19 protein-coding genes and 1 CRISPR repeat array are annotated in these 17779 nt (G+C 72.0%); of the genes, 10 read left to right on the top strand and 9 right to left on the bottom strand.

The window, feature by feature from the left end; genetic code table 11:
* Positions 1–328: 328 nt before the first annotated feature.
* Positions 329–520 (bottom strand): hypothetical protein, encoded by a 192-nt coding sequence (locus G011_RS31750; protein ID WP_019608999.1) that lies wholly within the window; start codon positions 518–520, stop codon positions 329–331.
* Between G011_RS31750 and G011_RS32785 the strand changes: the two genes are divergently transcribed.
* Positions 519–647 (top strand): hypothetical protein, encoded by a 129-nt coding sequence (locus G011_RS32785; RefSeq protein WP_019608998.1) that lies wholly within the window; start codon positions 519–521, stop codon positions 645–647. The genes G011_RS31750 and G011_RS32785 overlap by 2 nt on opposite strands.
* A gap of 61 nt (positions 648–708) precedes the next feature.
* Here G011_RS32785 and G011_RS0113845 read toward each other — a convergent pair whose 3' ends face one another.
* The 4 genes from G011_RS0113845 to G011_RS0113830 form a co-directional block, all read right to left on the bottom strand.
* Positions 709–2460 carry an ABC transporter ATP-binding protein gene (locus tag G011_RS0113845; protein WP_026338289.1) on the bottom strand — a complete coding sequence of 584 codons (1752 nt, stop codon included), beginning with the start codon at positions 2458–2460 and terminating at the stop codon, positions 709–711.
* Between the two features lie 125 nt (positions 2461–2585).
* Entirely contained in the window at positions 2586–4352 is a 1767-nt protein-coding gene (locus tag G011_RS0113840) for an ABC transporter ATP-binding protein (protein WP_019608996.1), read from the bottom strand.
* Positions 4353–4698: 346 nt separating this feature from the next.
* A CRISPR array of direct repeats spans positions 4699–6800; the repeat unit is 27 nt; unit sequence TGCTCCCCGCGCACGCGGGGATGGTCC.
* 68 nt (positions 6801–6868) lie between these two features.
* Complete coding sequence (locus G011_RS0113835; protein ID WP_019608995.1) at positions 6869–7060, bottom strand: DUF397 domain-containing protein; 192 nt, start codon at positions 7058–7060, stop codon at positions 6869–6871.
* A gap of 6 nt (positions 7061–7066) precedes the next feature.
* Positions 7067–7903: a helix-turn-helix transcriptional regulator gene (locus G011_RS0113830; RefSeq protein WP_026338288.1), complete on the bottom strand. Its 837-nt coding sequence runs from the start codon at positions 7901–7903 to the stop codon at positions 7067–7069.
* A gap of 182 nt (positions 7904–8085) precedes the next feature.
* On the opposite strand from G011_RS0113830, the gene G011_RS32475 reads away from it, so the two are divergent.
* From G011_RS32475 to G011_RS0113795, 7 genes are all read left to right on the top strand, one after another.
* Positions 8086–8523 carry a hypothetical protein gene (locus G011_RS32475; RefSeq protein WP_231391465.1) on the top strand — a complete coding sequence of 146 codons (438 nt, stop codon included), beginning with the start codon at positions 8086–8088 and terminating at the stop codon, positions 8521–8523.
* Positions 8520–8678: a hypothetical protein gene (locus G011_RS32095; RefSeq protein ID WP_019608992.1), complete on the top strand. Its 159-nt coding sequence runs from the start codon at positions 8520–8522 to the stop codon at positions 8676–8678. Before G011_RS32475 ends, G011_RS32095 begins: the two co-directional genes overlap by 4 nt.
* Positions 8678–8926: a hypothetical protein gene (locus tag G011_RS0113815; protein ID WP_231391463.1), complete on the top strand. Its 249-nt coding sequence runs from the start codon at positions 8678–8680 to the stop codon at positions 8924–8926. Before G011_RS32095 ends, G011_RS0113815 begins: the two co-directional genes overlap by 1 nt.
* Positions 8923–9219 carry a hypothetical protein gene (locus G011_RS0113810; RefSeq protein WP_019608990.1) on the top strand — a complete coding sequence of 99 codons (297 nt, stop codon included), beginning with the start codon at positions 8923–8925 and terminating at the stop codon, positions 9217–9219. Before G011_RS0113815 ends, G011_RS0113810 begins: the two co-directional genes overlap by 4 nt.
* A 100-nt stretch (positions 9220–9319) precedes the next feature.
* Positions 9320–9553, top strand: a complete 234-nt coding sequence (locus G011_RS0113805) for a BldC family transcriptional regulator (RefSeq protein WP_019608989.1) — start codon at positions 9320–9322, stop codon at positions 9551–9553.
* A 146-nt stretch (positions 9554–9699) separates the two neighbouring features.
* Complete coding sequence (locus G011_RS0113800; protein WP_019608988.1) at positions 9700–10899, top strand: daunorubicin resistance protein DrrA family ABC transporter ATP-binding protein; 1200 nt, start codon at positions 9700–9702, stop codon at positions 10897–10899.
* Complete coding sequence (locus tag G011_RS0113795; protein WP_019608987.1) at positions 10896–11726, top strand: ABC transporter permease; 831 nt, start codon at positions 10896–10898, stop codon at positions 11724–11726. The genes G011_RS0113800 and G011_RS0113795 overlap by 4 nt, the downstream gene beginning before the upstream one ends.
* Positions 11727–11730: 4 nt before the next feature.
* On the opposite strand, the gene G011_RS0113790 is transcribed toward G011_RS0113795, so the two are convergent.
* From G011_RS0113790 to G011_RS0113775, 4 genes are all read right to left on the bottom strand, one after another.
* Entirely contained in the window at positions 11731–12339 is a 609-nt protein-coding gene (locus tag G011_RS0113790; RefSeq protein ID WP_019608986.1) for a sensor domain-containing protein, read from the bottom strand.
* On the bottom strand, positions 12336–13010 hold the full coding sequence (locus G011_RS0113785) for a hypothetical protein (protein WP_019608985.1): 675 nt from the start codon (positions 13008–13010) through the stop codon (positions 12336–12338). Before G011_RS0113785 ends, G011_RS0113790 begins: the two co-directional genes overlap by 4 nt.
* Positions 13011–13226: 216 nt before the next feature.
* Positions 13227–15410: an ATP-binding protein gene (locus tag G011_RS0113780; protein ID WP_019608984.1), complete on the bottom strand. Its 2184-nt coding sequence runs from the start codon at positions 15408–15410 to the stop codon at positions 13227–13229.
* Positions 15394–16098, bottom strand: a complete 705-nt coding sequence (locus tag G011_RS0113775; RefSeq protein ID WP_026338286.1) for a response regulator transcription factor — start codon at positions 16096–16098, stop codon at positions 15394–15396. Before G011_RS0113775 ends, G011_RS0113780 begins: the two co-directional genes overlap by 17 nt.
* 234 nt (positions 16099–16332) lie before the next feature.
* Here G011_RS0113775 and G011_RS0113770 point away from each other — a divergent pair, with 234 nt between their 5' ends.
* On the top strand, positions 16333–17067 hold the full coding sequence (locus G011_RS0113770; RefSeq protein ID WP_019608982.1) for a L,D-transpeptidase: 735 nt from the start codon (positions 16333–16335) through the stop codon (positions 17065–17067).
* A 67-nt stretch (positions 17068–17134) separates the two neighbouring features.
* Positions 17135–17683, top strand: a complete 549-nt coding sequence (locus G011_RS32875) for a hypothetical protein (RefSeq protein ID WP_019608981.1) — start codon at positions 17135–17137, stop codon at positions 17681–17683.
* Positions 17684–17779: the final 96 nt, after the last annotated feature.

Below are 17779 nucleotides of genomic sequence, written 5' to 3'. Positions count from 1 at the left end.
GTTCTCCCCGCGCACGCGGGGATGGTCCCGTGGGCATCCGGTTCTGCCTCCGCGTCATGGGGTTCTCCCCGCGCACGCGGGGATGGTCCCCCGACCAGGTGCTCGGAGGCGACGCCGAGCTGGTGCTCCCCGCGCACGCGGGGCGGGCTTGAGTCGGAAGGAGCGTTCTTGACCGACACGGACGCTCCGCGTCCGGGAACCCTCGCAAGATCCCCGGCGAGAACTCTCTCTCGTCAGGCTCACGAAAAATTAACCGCCACCTTTCAGAGCGAGAGGTACGGTTCGCGCTATGGCAACTAGGAAGTACTTGGTAACCCTTCCGGAGGAACTAGCCGAAGCCATCCGCGCCGAGGTGGGTCCCGATGGGTTCAGCCGCTACGTCACTCAGGCCGTCGAGCGTCAGCACGAGCGCGACAGGCTCCACGAGTACGTTGAATGGTGGGAGTCCGAATACGGTGCGATCACCGATGAGGAACTCGCCGAGGCCGAGGCGGAGCACCGTGAGATCGAGCGCCGACATGCCGAACTGGTCCGGAAACACGATCCTCTTCGGAAGGCTGCTGAAGGAGCCCGTCACCGTCTTCACCTCCGACAAGGACGACATGGACCAACTGTGCGGTGACCGCGTGGTGGTCTTCAAGCTGTGAGTCGGGGAGGGGCGCATGGCCTCGCCCCACCGTGGTCTCCACTGGTTCCAGGTCCGGGATCTCAGGCGGTGCCGTGCCAGGATCTCCACAGGGCCGCGTAGGCGCCGCCCGCGTCCACCAGTTCGTCGTGGGCGCCCAGTTCGGTGATCCGGCCGTCCTCCACCACCGCCACCCGGTCGGCGTCGTGCGCGGTGTGCAGCCGGTGCGCGATCGCGATCACCGTCCTGCCCTCCAGCACCGCCGCGAGGGAGCGCTCCGCGGCCCGGGCGGTGGTGGGGTCCAGCAGCGAGGTGGCCTCGTCGAGCACCACCGTGTGCGGGTCGGCCAGCACCACCCGGGCCAGGGCCAGCTGCTGTGCCGCCGCGGCGTCCAGCGCCGTGCCGCCCGCGCCCAGCGGGGTGTCCAGCCCCTCCGGCAGCTCCCGTGGCCAGTCCGCGCCCACCGCCTCCAGCGCGGACAGCAGGTCGGCGTCGTCGGCCTCCTCCGAGGCCAGGGCCAGGTTCTCGCGCAGCGTTCCCACGAACACGTGGTGCTCCTGGTTGACCAGGACGATGCGGCGGCGCAGCTCCTCCGGGCCCAGGTCGGCCACGGGCACCCCGCCCACCAGCACGCTCCCCGAGTCCGGTGAGTCCACTCCGGCCAGCAGCCGCCCCAGGGTGGTCTTGCCCGCCCCCGAGGGGCCCACGACCGCCAGCCGTTCGCCGGGCCGCACCGTCAGGTCGATCCCGCGCAGGACGTCCGTGCCCGCCACGTAGGCGTAGCGGGCATCGCGGACCTCGATCCGGTCGTCGGCGGGCGTCGGGGCCGCGCCCACCGGAGCCGCCACCCGCCCCACACCGCGCACCCGCGCAAACGACGCCCCACCGCGCTGCAACTGCTCCACCCAGTACATGATCCCGCTGGCGGGCTCCTCCATCTGCCGCATGTAGAGGCAACAGGTCACCACCACCCCCAGGCTCACCCCACCCTCCAGGTGGAGCAGACCGCCGCCGAGCAGCACCACCACGGCGGGCAGAGAGAACGCGGCGTCGGCGACGGGGAACAGCACCGACCGCAGGCGCAGGGTGCGGCGTCGCGCCCCGTACAGCTCCAGGGTGTCGCGGTCGGTACGGGCCACTCGCTCCCGGCGCAGCCCCAGCGCCTCCACGGTGCGCCCGCCCTCGGCGGTGGCGGTCACCCCCGCCAGCGCGGTCGAGGTGGCCGCTCCCTCCGCCAGGTAGGCGGCGCGCGACCGGCGCAGGTACCAGCGCAGCGCCCACCAGAGCGGAGGCACCACCACCAGGACCAGCACGCCCAGGGACGGACTGAGCCAGAACACCGCGGCCAGCAGGAAGAGGATCTGCAACAGACCCGGGAACACGTCGGGGACCGCGCCGCGCAGGGTCGTCGCGATCACCCCCATGTCACCGGACGCCCGGTTGGTGAGGTCCCCGGTGCCCGACCGCTCCACCACCCGGGCGGGCAGGGTCAGGGCCCGATCCACGAACTCCTCGCGCAGCCGCGCCAGCGCCCGCTCCGCGAAGCGGAACGCGCCCAGCCGCGCGTACCGGGTCAGCACCAGCTGCGCCAGCGCGCAGGCCAGGACGGCGGCGGCCAGCCCGTCGACCGCCGCGACGGTGGCCCGCCCGGCCTCCAGGAGGTCGATGATCCGGCCCAACAGGTAGGGCCCGGCCAGCCCGGCCGCACTGGCCAGGCAGGTCAGCACGAGCGTCGCGGTCAGTCCCGCCCGGTCGGCCGACACCAGCCGCCAGGCGTCCCGACGCGCCTGGGCGGGCTCCGCCACCGGCAGCCGTTCCCCCTCCCCGGCGCGCATCCCGTGCCCGCCGCCGACCCGCCCGGTTCCCGTGCCCGACTCGGCTCCCACTCCTGCGACGGTCCCGCTCTCCTTTCCGGCGTCCGCGTTCCCGCCGGTCTCTGTGCCCTTCCCTGTCTCGGTGCTCACGGCCGGCTCCCCTCGTCCGCTCCGCGCAGGACCAGCGCCCGGTAGTCCGGCCGCGTGGCCACCAGCTCCCCGTGCGTGCCCACCGCCACCGCCCGCCCCTCGTCCAGCAGCACCACCCGGTCCGCCCGCGCCAGCAGCAGCGGCGAGGTGCTCGCGACCACGGTGGTGAGCCCTTCGCGCGCCTCGTGCAGCCGGGCCGCGACCAGCGCCTCGGTGTGCGCGTCCACCGCCGAGGTGGGTTCGACCAGCAGCAGCACCTCCGGTTCGGCCAGGACCGCGCGGGCCAGCCGTACCCGCTGGCGCTGCCCGCCGGACAGGTTGCGGCCCTGCTCCTCCACCGCCGAGTCCAGCCCGTCGGGCAGGGACGAGACCACGTCCAGCGCCCCGGCCGTCCGCAGTGCTTCCATGACCTCCTCGTCGGTGTGGCCGCCGTGCACCGCGACCACCTCGCGCAGCGGACCGGCGAACAGGTACGCCTCGTTGTCGCCGACCAGGACGCGGTCGCGTACCCGCTCCACGTCCATGTCGCGCAGCGGCACTCCGCCCCAGGTGGCGTCGGAGTCGGTGTAGCGGCCCAGCCGGTCCACCACCAGCGCCGCGTCCCCGGACCGGAGCGACACCAGGGCGGTCATCGACCCCGGCGGCACCCGGGTTCCGCTCCCGGGGTCCACCAGTTCGGCGGGGTCCTCCGGGGGAGCCGCGCCGCCGCCCTCCGACAGATCGGGCCCGGACCGCAGCACCCGCACCACCCGTTCCAGCGACACGTGGCCGTGGGTGAGGTCGCTGGCCGCCTCGACCAGGAAGAACACCGGCATGATGAGCACGGCCACGTAGCCGTACACGGCGACCACCTCCCCCACGGTGATCTCCCCGGACACCGCGAGCCGGGCGGCGATCCAGGTGACGGCCGCCAGGAAGACCACCGGCAGGCAGGAGCTGACCGCCTCGAACCAGCTGTTGGTCGCGCCGAGCCGGTACCCCTGGCGCAGCAGCGAGGCCGAGCGCTCCCGGTACCGGGCGGCGAACCGCTCCCTGCCGCCGATGCCGGACAGCACGCGCAGCCCGGCCACGATGTCGCCCGCCAGGGCGGTCAGCAGCCCCTCCCGTTCCCGGTAGCCGCTCTGTCCGCCGCGCAGGCCGCGCAGCAGCGGTCCCAGGGTGAGGACGAGCAGGGGTACGCCGACCAGCACGACCGCCGCCAGTAGAGGGGACACGGTCAGGAGCAGGACGGCGACCGACGCGTAGGCGATCACCGAGCCGACCCCCGGACCGGTCATGGTGAGCATCTGCGCGATCCGACCTACGTCGAGGGCCTGGATGGTGGACAGCTCCCCGGAGGAGAGCCGCCGGGGCAGCGCCGCGCCCAGCCGGGCCGCGTGTCTGGCCACCACGCGCATGGTCCGCAGCGAGGCGTCCATCCGCACGAGCGTCATGGTGCGGTGCCGCATGATCGACACGGCCGCGTTGAGGATCCCCGCGCCCGCCAGCGCGCCCGCCCACAGCAGCAGGGAGCCCCGGTCCCCGGCCCGCAGTCCGTCGTCCACGGCGCGGGAGAGGAGGTAGGGGGTGACCATGAGGCCGATCATCCAGACGGTTCCCCAGAAGGCTCCGGCCAGGACTCGCCACGGTTGGGAGGCGATGAGCCACCACAGGTAGCGCCAGGGGCCCCGGGCGTCCGGTGTGCCGGGGGCGGGCACACGCGGACGCGGGCCAGTCGCGGCGGCGGACGTGCGGGGGGCGGGCGCCGCCTCGGTACCGGTCACGGGGCCTCCGTTCGGATCGTCGGATCAGCGGCTCTCGTTCTTTTCCCCTTCATGAAAACAGGACCGCCGCCGCGCCGGAAGGCGCCTCCTACTTCGGTGGAAAACTCCGGGGAGTGCCGTTTTCCGTGTCCGTGAAACCTCTCCAATAACACCAGAAACACCAGTAACAAAACTCGCAAGAGGAGCAAGAGCGCCTATCCGCGATCCCGTCCAGCTGGGCGAGTGTGCCGGTCCCGTGTGTGGAACCATGGGATGGTTCGGACTCGGCTTTGTGGGTGAAATGTCTGTTTCTCGGGAAGTTGGAAATTTGGCTGCTTGCCGCTGGTAAATTCCCAGTTCAGCGAGTCTGCTCCCCGCGCACGCGGGGATGGTCCCCGGTTGCGGGCTTCCTGGCGGAACTGGTCAAGGCTGCTCCCCGCGCACGCGGGGATGGTCCCAGGGTGTCGCCGATCTCGTCGTCGTAGCGGTACTGCTCCCCGCGCACGCGGGGATGGTCCCCTGGCCAGCCAGGTCCGGGGGCGCGGACGGCGCTGCTCCCCGCGCACGCGGGGATGGTCCCTGGTTCGTGGACAGGTGGGTGAGAGCCCCGTTCTGCTCCCCGCGCACGCGGGGATGGTCCCCACAGAAATACGCGGCCCCGTGACGGCTTTTCCTGCTCCCCGCGCACGCGGGGATGGTCCCTGCGATGTTCCGCAGTTCCTCGGGCCGCTCCTCTGCTCCCCGCGCACGCGGGGATGGTCCCTCCTTCCCGCACCAGTCGCAGGTGCGCCGGAGCTGCTCCCCGCGCACGCGGGGATGGTCCCCCGACCAGATGCTCGCTGGCGACGCCGAGCTGCTGCTCCCCGCGCACGCGGGGATGGTCCCACGGTGGACCCCGAGGGCCTGTGGTTCCTGGGCTGCTCCCCGCGCACGCGGGGATGGTCCCCCGCCGGCCGAAGTTGTGGCCGCCCTCACCACCTGCTCCCCGCGCACGCGGGGATGGTCCCGTCGCCTCGGCCGTCGTCCCGCCCCCCTCGGCCTGCTCCCCGCGCACGCGGGGATGGTCCCCGGCCGGGCGACTGGTGAGTGCCCACCGTGACCTGCTCCCCGCGCACGCGGGGATGGTCCCAACTCGCTCTACTGGGCGTCGTGCAAGGCCGGCTGCTCCCCGCGCACGCGGGGATGGTCCCCCCCTCAACCTCGACACCATCGACGCCACCGGCTGCTCCCCGCGCACGCGGGGATGGTCCCCCTGCATAGAGTTGCAACATGGTTGACAGGACCTGCTCCCCGCGCACGCGGGGATGGTCCCTGGCTGCCGACACCCGCGCGCCGATCTCGGTCCTGCTCCCCGCGCACGCGGGGATGGTCCCCGGTACCCGGATGAGGACCTGGACCACGCCGCCTGCTCCCCGCGCACGCGGGGATGGTCCCAGGACCGCGCCCATGCCCACCACCGAGTAGGACTGCTCCCCGCGCACGCGGGGATGGTCCCGAGGCCGCGGACACCCTGCCCGACTTGAACTCCTGCTCCCCGCGCACGCGGGGATGGTCCCGGGGGCCGCCCCGCTTTTGTGGACCGTCACGTCTGCTCCCCGCGCACGCGGGGATGGTCCCAGCGCCCGCATCTCGGTGTGGGTGGAAGCGACCTGCTCCCCGCGCACGCGGGGATGGTCCCTCCGTGGACCTGGTCATGGGGTACCGGCACGGCTGCTCCCCGCGCACGCGGGGATGGTCCCACACCAGCGACGACCACCCCCAGCCCGGCTACCTGCTCCCCGCGCACGCGGGGATGGTCCCTGATATGGCAGGCGAAACCCAGATCACGCTTGCTGCTCCCCGCGCACGCGGGGATGGTCCCGCGGGATCAGGGCCAGAGCGGGGTCTGCGGGCCTGCTCCCCGCGCACGCGGGGATGGTCCCACCGGCGACCCCCGATACAAGGCGTGCGAGCACTGCTCCCCGCGCACGCGGGGATGGTCCCCGCCGAGCACCGGCCAGCCCCGCACACGTCCCGTGCTCCCCGCGCACGCGGGGATGGTCCCGGCAGTGGGGCGGACATTCAGCTCGGCGGGGAGTGCTCCCCGCGCACGCGGGGATGGTCCGGAAGTCTTTTATAAGACTGGGGTAGAAGACGTGCTCCCCGCGCACGCGGGGATGGTCCCGCCGACGCGTTGAACATGACGGTGATCAGGCGCTGCTCCCCGCGCACGCGGGGATGGTCCCCGATGAGCGAGAAGACCGAGAAGACCGAGGAACTGCTCCCCGCGCACGCGGGGATGGTCCCCCCGAGACCAACCGGTCTCAGGTCATCCGTGACTGCTCCCCGCGCACGCGGGGATGGTCCCGACATCCCGTACGGCAAGCTCGACAAGGTGATCTGCTCCCCGCGCACGCGGGGATGGTCCTTCGGTCCGCCGTCCGCACTGCCGGACGCCCCCCTGCTCCCCGCGCACGCGGGGATGGTCCAGTGAGCAGGTTTTGTAGGAACTGAGAAGGGGCCGCCAGCGGAGAACGCTAGCGGCCCCTTTACGCGTGTTACCGGGAACGGATGCTGGTGAGGAACGCTGCCCACTCGGCTGAGGGCGCCTCCAGGTGACCGAGGTGACGGTTCTGCGTGTCACGGACGGCGGCACCGGTGCCGGTGTCCGCGACCTCGACGCAGTTGCCGCCGCTGGGCTGGCTGTAGCTCGACTTACGGAAGTTCAACAGGGTGGGAACTGAGGTCATGGTCTTCTACTCGATCATCTGTCGAAGGTGGTCGATCGTCTCGCCGGGACGGAGAGCGGCCAGACGCAGGTGGTTCATCAGGTTTCTGTAGCGGGCGACCTCGTCGGGCTCCTCCAAGTAGATTCCATCGGTGTCCGTTTCCAAATAGACCACCGTGGGGTCGACCGATTCGGGAAACTCCAGGATGACGAAGGGGCCTCCGCTCCCCGCGTTGAGCTGGGACGCGCGTGTCATCTGGAGGGTCAGATTCGGGCGCTCGGCCATGTCCAGCAGGTGCCGGACCTGCTCCTGGCGCACCATCGGGTGCTGCTCCAGCCTCAGAAGTGCGGTCTCGTCAAAGATGGCCCACAGTTCCGGTGCGTCCTCGTCGTCCAGGATGCGCTGTCGGGTCATCCGCGCATCGACGATGCGGTGGATGTCCTCCGGCCGCAACAGCGCGGCCTGGGCGATGACCTCCATGTATCCCGGCACCTGGAGCAGGCCGGGCAGGACCACAGGTTCCCACGTGGAGATCGCGTTGGCCTCGGTCTCGAAGCCCACATATCTCGCGGCCAGGACGTCTCGGTACCGGTTCCACCAGCCGCGTTCGAGGGACTGGCGGCACAGGTCGAGGATCTCCTCGTACTCGCGGCCGGGTGACAGCCCGCAGGCGTTCAGAATGGCGCGGATTTCCGGGAGCTTCGGGCGCTGCTTGAGGCCGGACTCGATGTTGGAGTACGTCGACTTGGACAGCTCGGCGGCCTTCGCGACTTCCTCACTGGTCATGCGCGCGGCTTGGCGGATGCGTCGCAGCTCAGCGGACAGGCGACGTCGTCGGATGGTTGGCGAGTACCTGGTGGCCATGATGCCCCTGATCGTAGATCGTCGTCGGTCAGAGAGGGACATTTTAGGAATCCTGTAACTGGATATCGGGCGTAAGCGTACAACTAGGAATCCCAACCTTGAAAACTTGGAATCCTAGTTGCATCATGAGGTTACTCAGTCCTTGCCGGGCTTCCCACCCGGCAGCCGAGAGGAGTCGCCTCGTGCGATACCTGATCCAGTTCTTCGTGATGCTGTGGCGGGCGGTAGCCCCGTCCGCCCAGGGCCGCCACACGCGGTCCGCGCCACCTCCCGCTCGAATCCAAGCCCCGCGCCGCCGCCCACCCGTGCGCCGCCGCTGGGAGTGGCAGGACCCGCCGCCCCCTCCTCCGGAGCCTGTCGAACCCCCTGTGGAGCGCGACCTCATCCCGCCCTACTACCGGGCATGGGAGCAGACGCGAGCAGACAAGCGACCCGCCCCCGACCACCTCGGTGGCGACCTCCTGCACGTCATCGCCCCAGCCGTGCCGCTCCCACGCCCGCGTCCTTCCGACGACCTCACCGACCTCGCCGCCGTGGTCCGCCAGTGGCACACCGCCCACACCGCCCAGACAACCCAAGCCATCCAGGCCGCCCGAACCTTCGAGGGGGTGAGGGCGTGAACTCCCTCGCCTTCCGGTCGCGCCGCAGCCGCAACCGCAGCAACCGCGTCCGCCCGTTCCTCGTTGTCCTGCCCACGGCATGGGTCAGCGTCGCCACGGGCGCCCTCCCGATCGTGCGCGCCGCGCACCAGGTACTCCGGGAGGCGAAGCGATGATGTCCGCGACCACCGCCGTCACCGTCACGGACCTGACGTGCGACGACGTCCGCTTGTGCCGCGAGGCCAACGGGTCCGGCTCCCTCGCCTCCCTGGCCATGGCCGCCTGCCACGTCGACCTCTCCCCGGGCTGGAGCACGCACGGCCGCGCCGCGCGAATCGCCGCCCTGGAGAAGCTCGCCCGCCTGGCTGTCCAGGCCGCGCACGAACTGCGCGAGTCCGGCCAACGCCAGGACCGTGAGCCATGACCGCCGTACCCGAGCCGCGCCGCGAAGCCAGGACCGTGTTCGAGGTGCGCGAGGTCGAGAACAGGGAGGCCCTGCACGCCTGGGCGCGCGCCCACGGGGTAAGGGTCCGCTACCTGGGCTCGACCTGGCAGCACGAGGAGGTCTACGGAGCCCAGCGGGGCACACAGGTCCGCGTGTGCCGCACCCCCTGGGAACACCGCCGCCTCCACCCGGCTCTGTGGAGGTCACCTCTGGAGACACCGCCGCTGGAGAAGCCGCCGCCCATCCCCCGGCAGCGCACACCCACTCCCTGAACCGGTCGCGCGCCGGGCGGCCCCGAGCCTCCCGGCGCGCGGCCCTCCACCCTTCACCTCCTGCTTCCCGCCCCGCCTCCGCCCCCGACGAAGGACAACCGTGCCCAAGACACCCCACACACCCCGCAAGCCCCACGCATCCCATGCCGACCTGCCCGTTTACCTGCTCACCGTGACCGAGGTGGGCGACATGTTCAGGGTCAACCCCAGGACCGTGAACCGGTGGGTCGCACAGGGGCGCATCCCCGTGGTGCGCACCCCCGGCGGCCACCTCCGCTTCGACCCGGCCGAGGTCCGCCGACTGCTCTGGATCGACCAGCCGCCCACCACCTGAACCCGCGCACACGGCGGAGCCGACACCGCGTGTCCGGCCCGGGAAAAGATTCTGTACGCCGTACGGAATTATCTCCGATCCCCTTGTGTTCCTCGGATCGTAGGCCGTACTGTACGGCGTACGACAAGCGTGGAGAGGGGAACGCTGTGAACACGACCGGAGGCGCGATCACCGCGCGCGGTCTGGGCAAGCGCTACGGGAAGAGCTGGGCGCTGCGCGGGTTCGACCTGGACGTGCCCGCGGGCAGCGTGTGCGGGCTGCTCGGCCCCAACGGCGCTGGCAAGACCACCGCCGTACGCGTCCTGGCCACGCTGCTGCGCGCGGACGAGGGCACCGCGCGCGTCGCCGGATACGACGTGGCCTCGCAGGGGGACGCGGTGCGCCGGAGCATCGGACTGGTGGGCCAGAACGCCGCCGTGGACGAGGTGCTCAGCGGACGGCAGAACCTGGAGATGTTCGGCCGCCTCTACCACCTGGGCGCCCGGCGCGCCGCCGCGCGGGCCGACGAGCTGCTGGAACGCTTCCGCCTGGCCGACACCGGACGCAAGCCGGTCAGCGCCTACTCCGGCGGCATGCGCCGACGCCTGGACCTGGCCGCGAGCATGATCCTGTCCCCGCCCGTGCTGTTCCTGGACGAGCCCACCGTCGGACTCGACCCCCGGGGCCGCAATGAGGTGTGGAACGCCGTCCGCGCCCTGGTGGCGGGCGACACCACGGTTCTGCTCACCACCCAGTACCTGGAGGAGGCCGACCAACTGGCAGACCGGATCTCGGTGGTCGACTCCGGCCGCGTCGTCGCCGAGGGCACACCGGAGGAACTCAAGTCCCGCCTGGGCGGCGACCGGCTCGACGTGGTGCTCCACGAGGCCGCCGCGCTGGACCGGGCCGCCGCCCTCATCGGCCGGGTGACCGGAGAGTGTCCCGAGGTCGAGGCCGACGCGCGTCGGATCGGCGTCGGTGTTCGGAACCGGGTCGCGGCCCTCACCGAGGTGGTGAGGGCGCTGGAGGAGGAGGGGATCGAGGTGGAGGACGTCGCGCTGCGCCGCCCGACCCTGGACGAGGTCTTCCTGCACCTGACCGGCGGTCATGAGGACCGAGGCGACCGCGACGGCCACGGGGACCGCCGTGGCCGTGAGGGCGTCGGTGAAGCCGGTGAAGTCGGTGGCGGCCATGACGTCAGTGACGTCGGTGGCGGTCGTGACGTCAGTGACGGAGGTGACCGCGACGCCGGTGGCGGTGACGGTCACGACGTTCGCGGGGAACGCGGTGACCGCGGGGAGCACGGCAACCGCGAGGACCACGGTGAGCACGAGGACAGCGACGACCGAGTGGGGGAGAGCCGATGAACGACACCGTCATCCGGGGCGCGGTGTCCGCGCCCGCCGACCGGCTGCGCTGGGCGTTGGCGGACGGGTGGACCATCGCCCGGCGCGACGTCGTGCACTGGCTGCGCCAGCCCGGCCAGCTCGTCGCGGGACTGCTGTTCCCCGTGGTCATGGTGCTGATGTTCGGGTTCCTGTTCGGCGGGGCGATGACCGTGCCCGGCGGCGGGGACTACCGGGAGTTCCTGATGCCCGGCATGTTCGCCATGGCGATGGTCTTCGGGGTGGGCGAGACGGTCACCGCCGTGTCCCAGGACGCCGCGCGCGGGGTCACCGACCGGTTCCGCTCCATGCCCATGGCGCCCTCGGCCGTCGTGGTGGGCCGGTGCGCGGCGGACATGCTCCGGTCGGCGATCACCCTGGTCCTACTGGTCCTGTGCGGTCTGCTGGTGGGGTGGCAGTGGAACGGCACCACCGGTGAGGCCGCCGCCGGGATCGGGTTGCTCCTGCTGCTGCGCTTCTCGCTGGTGTGGGTGGGCGTCTACGTGGGCCTGGCCGTGCGGGGCGAGGGCGCCGTCACGGCCGTGCACATGCTGGAGTTCCCGCTGGGCTTCCTGTCCAACGCCTTCGTGGCGACGGCGTCCATGCCGGTGTGGCTGGGCGCGGTCGCGGACTGGAACCCGCTGTCGTCCACGGTCGCCGCCACCCGGGAGCTGTTCGGCAACCCGGGGTGGGGCGGGGAGAGCTGGATCGCGCAGAACGCGGTGCTCATGGCGGTGGTCTGGCCGCTGGTGCTCACGGTGGTCTTCTTCCCGCTGTGCGTGCGGCGGTTCCGGGCGCTCGGCCGCTGAGGGCTCAGGCGTCCGGGCGCGGGTCCGGGTCCTCCTCCAAGGCGGCGAGGAAGGCCCGGGCCCGTCTGCGTTGGCGTGCGGTGAGCGGCATCGCCACGAACAGCATGAAGGAGAACACCACGATGCCTACGACGTTGCCCCAGAACCCGAGGCCTGTGGTGCTGTCCGTCACCGCCCACAGGTTCGTTGCCAGACCCATGCCGAAGATGGCGGACATGGTCTTCGGCCAGTACTGCTGCCGCAGAACCGCCTCGGCCTGGTGGCGGGCGATCTGGTTGACCAGGGGATCGGCACCGGGGACTCCGCCGCGGACCAGTCGCGCGGCCTGGCGCATCCCCGCCCGGTCGGTGCCCGGAGGGAGAGGGGTCGAAGGAAGCGATCTGACGATGACCACGGCCATGAAAACGCCGAAGAGGGCTCCCGAAACCGCCCCGAACGGAAGGGCCCACACGGCGCTGTCCCCGACGGACTGGAGGAAGAAGGCCCAGAAGAGCCCCGTGACAGCACCGAAGAAGAGGCCGCCGGCCAGGCCGGCGCGGATCGCGTAACCGCGCGGGTCCCGGTGGGCGTAGGCACGGATACGGACGAACAGGGGTGGGCGCTGCTCGTTCATAGGCTCGTCTTTCCGTACGCGGTTTCGTGGAGTGCGCGGAACCCGCGTGCCCTCTCCAACCGTCGGAACTGGAGGGGGGCCAAAAACATGATCGCTCCGAAGAAGACGAAGCTGTTGGCCTGGAGCGCCATCTGGTTCAGGTCGCCTTCCCGGGCTCCCCACGCGAAAGCGGCGGCACTCATCGCGAGCATCAGGACGCCGCAGGCGACGGGGATCAGCCGCAGGGCCGGGGAGGACAGGAGCCCCGCGTTCAAGATGAGGGTGTCCGCCCATGCCCGGGCTGTCTGATCGGTCCAGGGATCGTTGCTGAGTACACCGCCGTCCACCAGCGCCCCCGCGGTCCGTGCCTGTTCGGATGTGGTCCACGGAGGAAGCCGCCTCGGCGGCACCGGTATGCGGCTGAACAGGAGGGGGAGCAACAGCGAGAGGGGAAGGACGGCCAGGCCCACGGTCGTGGCCGCGACCGACAGGACCGCCGCGAACTCCCCCCACTCCCGGAACACTCCGGAGACGTCCTCGGATACATCGAAGAGCATCATCGCTCCGCCGTTGAGGGCCTGGGACCCCCAGAACACGCCGAAGAGAACTGCACAGGTCGTCACCCAGCGGTCGTACGACCGGGCGTAGCCCTCCCCGCCGTTCGGGACACGGACGTTCGGGGGCTGGTGCACGCATCCTCCGCGGGCCCGGGACAGGGGGAAGCGCGGTCGGGCCGGTGCCGCGCCTGCCCGAATCCTAGACGAGGCAGGGCATTCCGGGCGCGGCGTGGCCGCCTTCGGCCGCGCACGCGTTTCCACGTACGGTCCACCGTCACCGGCTGCCGCGCTGGGCTCCGCCTTCCGGCCCCGGCGGTTAACGGCGTGACCCCCTCAGCTCTCCGCACCCCCTCAGTCCTCCGACAGCCACTCCGATCCCTCGGGCCATTCCGGTTCCTCCACCCCTCGCGGTCCCTCCAACGGCAGCCGCACCGTGAACGTCGTCCCCTCACCGACGACGCTCTCCACCGCCACCGACCCTCCGTGCAGCTCCACCAGGTTGCGCACGATGGCCAGCCCCAGCCCGCTCCCTCCCGTACGCCGGTTGCGCGACTTGTCCGCCCGCCAGAACCGGTCGAACACGTGCGGCAGGTCCTCCGCCGGGATGCCCACACCGGTGTCGGCCACCTCGACGACCGCCTCCCCGCCCGAGCGGCGCGCCCGCACGGTCACCGTTCCGGGCGCCGGGGTGTGCCGCAGCGCGTTCCCCAGCAGGTTCCCGACCACCTGCACCAGCCGGGTCCGGTCGGCGACAACCACCACGTCCCCGGCCTCGTCCCCGGCCTCCGCCACCAGCCGCAGTCCGGCCCCGGCGGCCCTCAGCCGCTGGCTGTCCACCACCTGCTCCACGAGCGCCCCGGCGTCCACGGGCTCCGGGGACAGCCGCAGCTTGCCCGCGTCCGCCAGCGCCAGGTCCTGGAGGTCGTCGACGATGTCCTGGAGCAGCAGCGTCTCGCCGACCAGCATCCCCATCCGCTCCCGGTCCAGGTCGGCCACCCCGTCCTGGGCCGCCTCCAGCCAGCCGCGCAGGTTGCTCAGCGGCGTCCGCAGTTCGTGCGAGACGTCGCTGACCATCGCCCGGCGCTGCTTCTCCAACCGCTCCAGGTGCTCGGCCATCTCGTTGAACGCGTCCGCCAGCTGGCCCAGCTCACCGGAGTCGCGCACCTCCACCCGCGAGTCCCCCCGCCCCTCCCGCATCCGCCGCACCGCGTCGGTGAGCGCGCGCACCGGGCGGACGAGCCGCGTGGACACCGCCACACTCACCACCACCGTCAGCACCAGTACCAGCAGCACCACGCCGAACACCCGAACCAGGCCCTCGCCGGTCAGCGGCACGACGCCCGACGCCTCCGCCTCGGGGTCGTCGGTGAACAGCAGCGCCGCCGGGGCCACGTAGGGGTCCAGCTGCTCGCGACGGGCGGAGTCCAGACACGCGGAGGTGCGCGCGTCGAAGCGCGGCGGCTCGGGAGGCGCTCCGGACCCCCAGCCGCCCGTCTCCTCGGGAACCGTTCCCGGGGGCTGGTCCTCCGCGGGTTCCGGGGACCACGGCGACTGCTCCACCGGCGTCGGTCCGTCCTGAACGGGAGGCGCGCCCGAGCCCCCGGCCGGGTCCCGGACCTCCTCGGACGGTTCCACGGGCACGGGTTCCCCACCGCCGGGGTCGTCCTGCACCTCCCCGGGAGCGACCGTCTCCTCCCCGGGCGCCGAGGGATCGCGCGGGGCGCGGGCCTCGTCCGCGAAGCCCCCGGAGTCCGTCGCGAACCCCGTGGGATCCTCGGGCGCACCGTAGGGCAGCGCCACGGGAACCCCGAGGGCCCCGTCCATCCGGTACTCCGCCTCCGCGTCCTCGGGAGCCTCCACGCCCAGGCAGGTCCTGACCAGGCCGTTCAGCTCCTCCAGCGCCTCCCGCTCGCCGTCGGTCGGCTCCTCCAGCGCCTCCAGCCCGCAGTCCAGCCACGCGTACCGGTTCGCCTGGGCCACGGTGACGGCGGGGCGTCCGCTGGGCCCGGTCTCCACCTCCACCGCCATTCCGTACAGGTCGCGCAGGCAGACGGCGGTGTTCTCCGCGATCTCGGCCAGCCGGATCCGCTCCGTCTCCGGCAGCGCGAACGGCCCCACCGCGCGGGGGTCGATGCGCCCGGTCACGTCGGAGGCGAGGGTGACGTCCACCGCCAGCGGATCGACGACCGAGGTCGTCCGCGGCGGAAGCGGCCGGGCCCCCTGGGCCGAGTCCGCGACCAGTCCGCGGTTCTCGGTGGTCAGGACGATCCGCCGCCCCGTCTCCTCGGACAGGCGCCCCACCGTCTCACCCACGCCGTCCCACCCGGGGTGGGCTGCGGCGTAGGCGACGAGCGTGTCGTGGATGCGGGTGTCCACGGCCAGGGTCTCCCCCTGCTGCACGGTGAGCGACTCCGACGTCCTCTGCACCGCCAGCCACGCCGTCGCGAAGATCGAGCAGACCGCCACCAGCACCGAACTCGCCAGCAGGCGCGCCAGCAGGCTGTGCCGCAGCGCGCCCCTACGCCGACCGGCCATCGGCCTTCCCCACGAGCTTGTAGCCCACGCCGTACACGGTGACCAGCCGCACCGGCCTGCGCGGGTCCGGCTCCAGCTTCCGGCGCAGGTTCTTCACGTGCACGTCGATGGTGCGCTCGGTGATGAACCGGCTCATGCCGTGGATGTGCTCCAACAGCTGGGCGCGCGTCAGGACCCGGCCCGGCTGGGCGGCGAGCGCGGCGAGCAGCTGGAACTCGGCGGGCGTGCACGTGACCGGAACCCCGTCCACCCGCACCGCGTGGCGCGACGGGTCCACCGCGACCGGACCCGCGCGCAGCACCCGGTCCGCGTCGTCGGGGTCCCTGCGCGAGCGGCGCAGCAGCGTGCGCACCCGCGCCATCAGCTCACGCGGACTGTAGGGCTTGGTGACGTAGTCGTCCGCGCCCAGGTCGAGCCCGGTGAGCAGGTCCTCCTCGGTGGAGCGGGCGGTGAGCATCAGCACCGCCACGTCCGACTCCGCCCGCAGGGCCCGGCACGCGTCGAGTCCGCTCATGACCGGCATCATCACGTCGAGGACGACCAGGTCGGGGCGGTCCCGGTGGTGCGCCGCGACCGCCGCGCGCCCGTCGTGCACGACGCGGACGAAGTGCCCCTCGTGCTCCAGGTAGCGCCGGATCAGGTCGGCCTGGTTGACGTCGTCCTCGGCGACCAGCACATGCGCGCACACGGTGACCTCCGATCGGCTTCCGGCCCGGTCGGGCCTCGGTGCGGCTCGATCGTACGCGTGCGCGCGAGGGCGCCGGAGCGGGCCGGTGGAGCCGCCGCAGGTCACCACACAGGCCCCACACGACGGGCACACGGGTTCTTCACATTCGTCGGCCAGTGTTCGTTGTCGTCCGGAGCGCGAGCACGCCGGACGCCTCCCCGAACGAAGCCGGACGGAAATCCCATGCGCCCAACGATGCCCGTAAGCCCCACCCGGGCCCTGACGTTCCTCACGGCCGCCGCCCTGACGGCGCTCACCGCCTGCTCGTCCGCCCCGGACGGCGGAGCGGAGCCGGAGGAAGAACCCGTCGACACCGCGGGCAACGGCGTCGAGGGCGTGGAGATCGCGACGGTCGTCGGCGACGGGGTCGACATCCACGCCGAGCCCGGCGGCGAGGAGGTACTGCACACCCTCGCGAGTCCGAACGACTTCGGGGTGGAGCGTGCGTTCCTCGTCGAGCGCAACGAGGGCGAGTGGCTCCAGGTCCTGCTGCCGGTCCGACCGAACGGCAGCACGGGCTGGGTGAGGAGCGACGACGTGTGGCTGACCTCCACGGAGTACCGCGTGGAGGTCGACACCGGCGACTTCGCGTTCACCGTCTTCGACGGGGACGAGGAGGTGCGTACCGGAGTGATCGGCACGGGGGAGGGCGAAACCCCCACCCCCGAGGGCCGCTACTACTTCACCGAGCTGCTTCAGCCACCCGACCCGGAGGGGCCCTACGGGGTCTACGCCTTCGGGCTGAGCGGGTTCTCCGAGACGTTGGAGACGTTCGCCGGCGGGCCCGGCCAGCTCGCCGTGCACGGCACCAACGACGAGGACGCCCTGGGCCGCGAGATCAGCCACGGGTGCGTCCGGGTCTCCGACGAGGACATCATCTGGATGGCCGAGAACCTGCCGATCGGCACCCCGGTCGAGATCTCCGGCTGAGGCGACCGTCTCCGGATCGCCGCGCGGGACGGTATCCCGCGCACATGGACCACACACGAGGACTGCCATGCGTCTGAAGAACTACCTGATCGTCGCCGGTTTCGCGGCCGCCGCCCTGTTCGGCGGCTCTCCCGCCTGGGCTGACGACGCGATCTACCCGACCGCTACCCCCGGCTACCCCACTGAGGTCCCCGAGTACCCCACCGAGATCCCCGACTACCCCACCGCGATTCCCGACTCGGCTGAGTGCCCGGTGGACCCCACCGAGATTCCCGAGTACCCGACTGAGGTCCCCGGCTACCCCTTCGAGAACTCCGAGTACCCCACTGAGGTCCCCGAGTACCCGACCGAGGTCCCCGGCTACCCCACCGAGAACTCCGAGTACCCGACCGAGGTTCCCGAGTACCCCTCTGAGGACCCCGGCTACCCGACTGAGGTCCCCGGCTACCCCACCGAGAACCCCGAGTACCCCACCTCTACCTCCGACTACCCCACTGAGATCCCCGACTCGGCCGAGTGCCCGGTGGACCCCACCGAGACCCCCGACTACCCCACCGCGACCTCCGACCCGGTTCGGCCGGAGGAGGAGCCCGCGTACCCGACCTACATCGGCTGACCGGCTGATCCACGACCGGTGTCACCCCGTGGCGAGCACGGGGTGACACCGCGGGGGCGGGGCCCGCCGCACACGCGGCGGGCCCTCTCCGTGCGC

Source organism: Nocardiopsis sp. CNS-639 (genome assembly GCF_000381685.1).
In the GTDB taxonomy this organism is placed as follows: Bacteria; Actinomycetota; Actinomycetes; order Streptosporangiales; family Streptosporangiaceae; genus Nocardiopsis; species Nocardiopsis dassonvillei.
This window is presented reverse-complemented; position numbering and strand designations above follow the sequence as displayed.

Coding starts and splice junctions, on each gene's coding strand:
- G011_RS0113795 (WP_019608987.1), top strand. CDS start 10,896: ATGAACGACACCGTCATCCGGGGCGCGGTGTCCGCGCCCGCCGACCGG.
- G011_RS32875 (WP_019608981.1), top strand. CDS start 17,135: ATGCGTCTGAAGAACTACCTGATCGTCGCCGGTTTCGCGGCCGCCGCC.
- G011_RS0113790 (WP_019608986.1), bottom strand. CDS start 12,339: ATGAACGAGCAGCGCCCACCCCTGTTCGTCCGTATCCGTGCCTACGCC.
- G011_RS0113770 (WP_019608982.1), top strand. CDS start 16,333: ATGCCCGTAAGCCCCACCCGGGCCCTGACGTTCCTCACGGCCGCCGCC.
- G011_RS0113815 (WP_231391463.1), top strand. CDS start 8,678: ATGTCCGCGACCACCGCCGTCACCGTCACGGACCTGACGTGCGACGAC.
- G011_RS32785 (WP_019608998.1), top strand. CDS start 519: ATGCCGAACTGGTCCGGAAACACGATCCTCTTCGGAAGGCTGCTGAAG.
- G011_RS0113780 (WP_019608984.1), bottom strand. CDS start 15,410: ATGGCCGGTCGGCGTAGGGGCGCGCTGCGGCACAGCCTGCTGGCGCGC.
- G011_RS0113810 (WP_019608990.1), top strand. CDS start 8,923: ATGACCGCCGTACCCGAGCCGCGCCGCGAAGCCAGGACCGTGTTCGAG.
- G011_RS0113845 (WP_026338289.1), bottom strand. CDS start 2,460: ATGCGCGCCGGGGAGGGGGAACGGCTGCCGGTGGCGGAGCCCGCCCAG.
- G011_RS0113835 (WP_019608995.1), bottom strand. CDS start 7,060: ATGACCTCAGTTCCCACCCTGTTGAACTTCCGTAAGTCGAGCTACAGC.
- G011_RS0113830 (WP_026338288.1), bottom strand. CDS start 7,903: ATGGCCACCAGGTACTCGCCAACCATCCGACGACGTCGCCTGTCCGCT.
- G011_RS31750 (WP_019608999.1), bottom strand. CDS start 520: ATGTCGGCGCTCGATCTCACGGTGCTCCGCCTCGGCCTCGGCGAGTTC.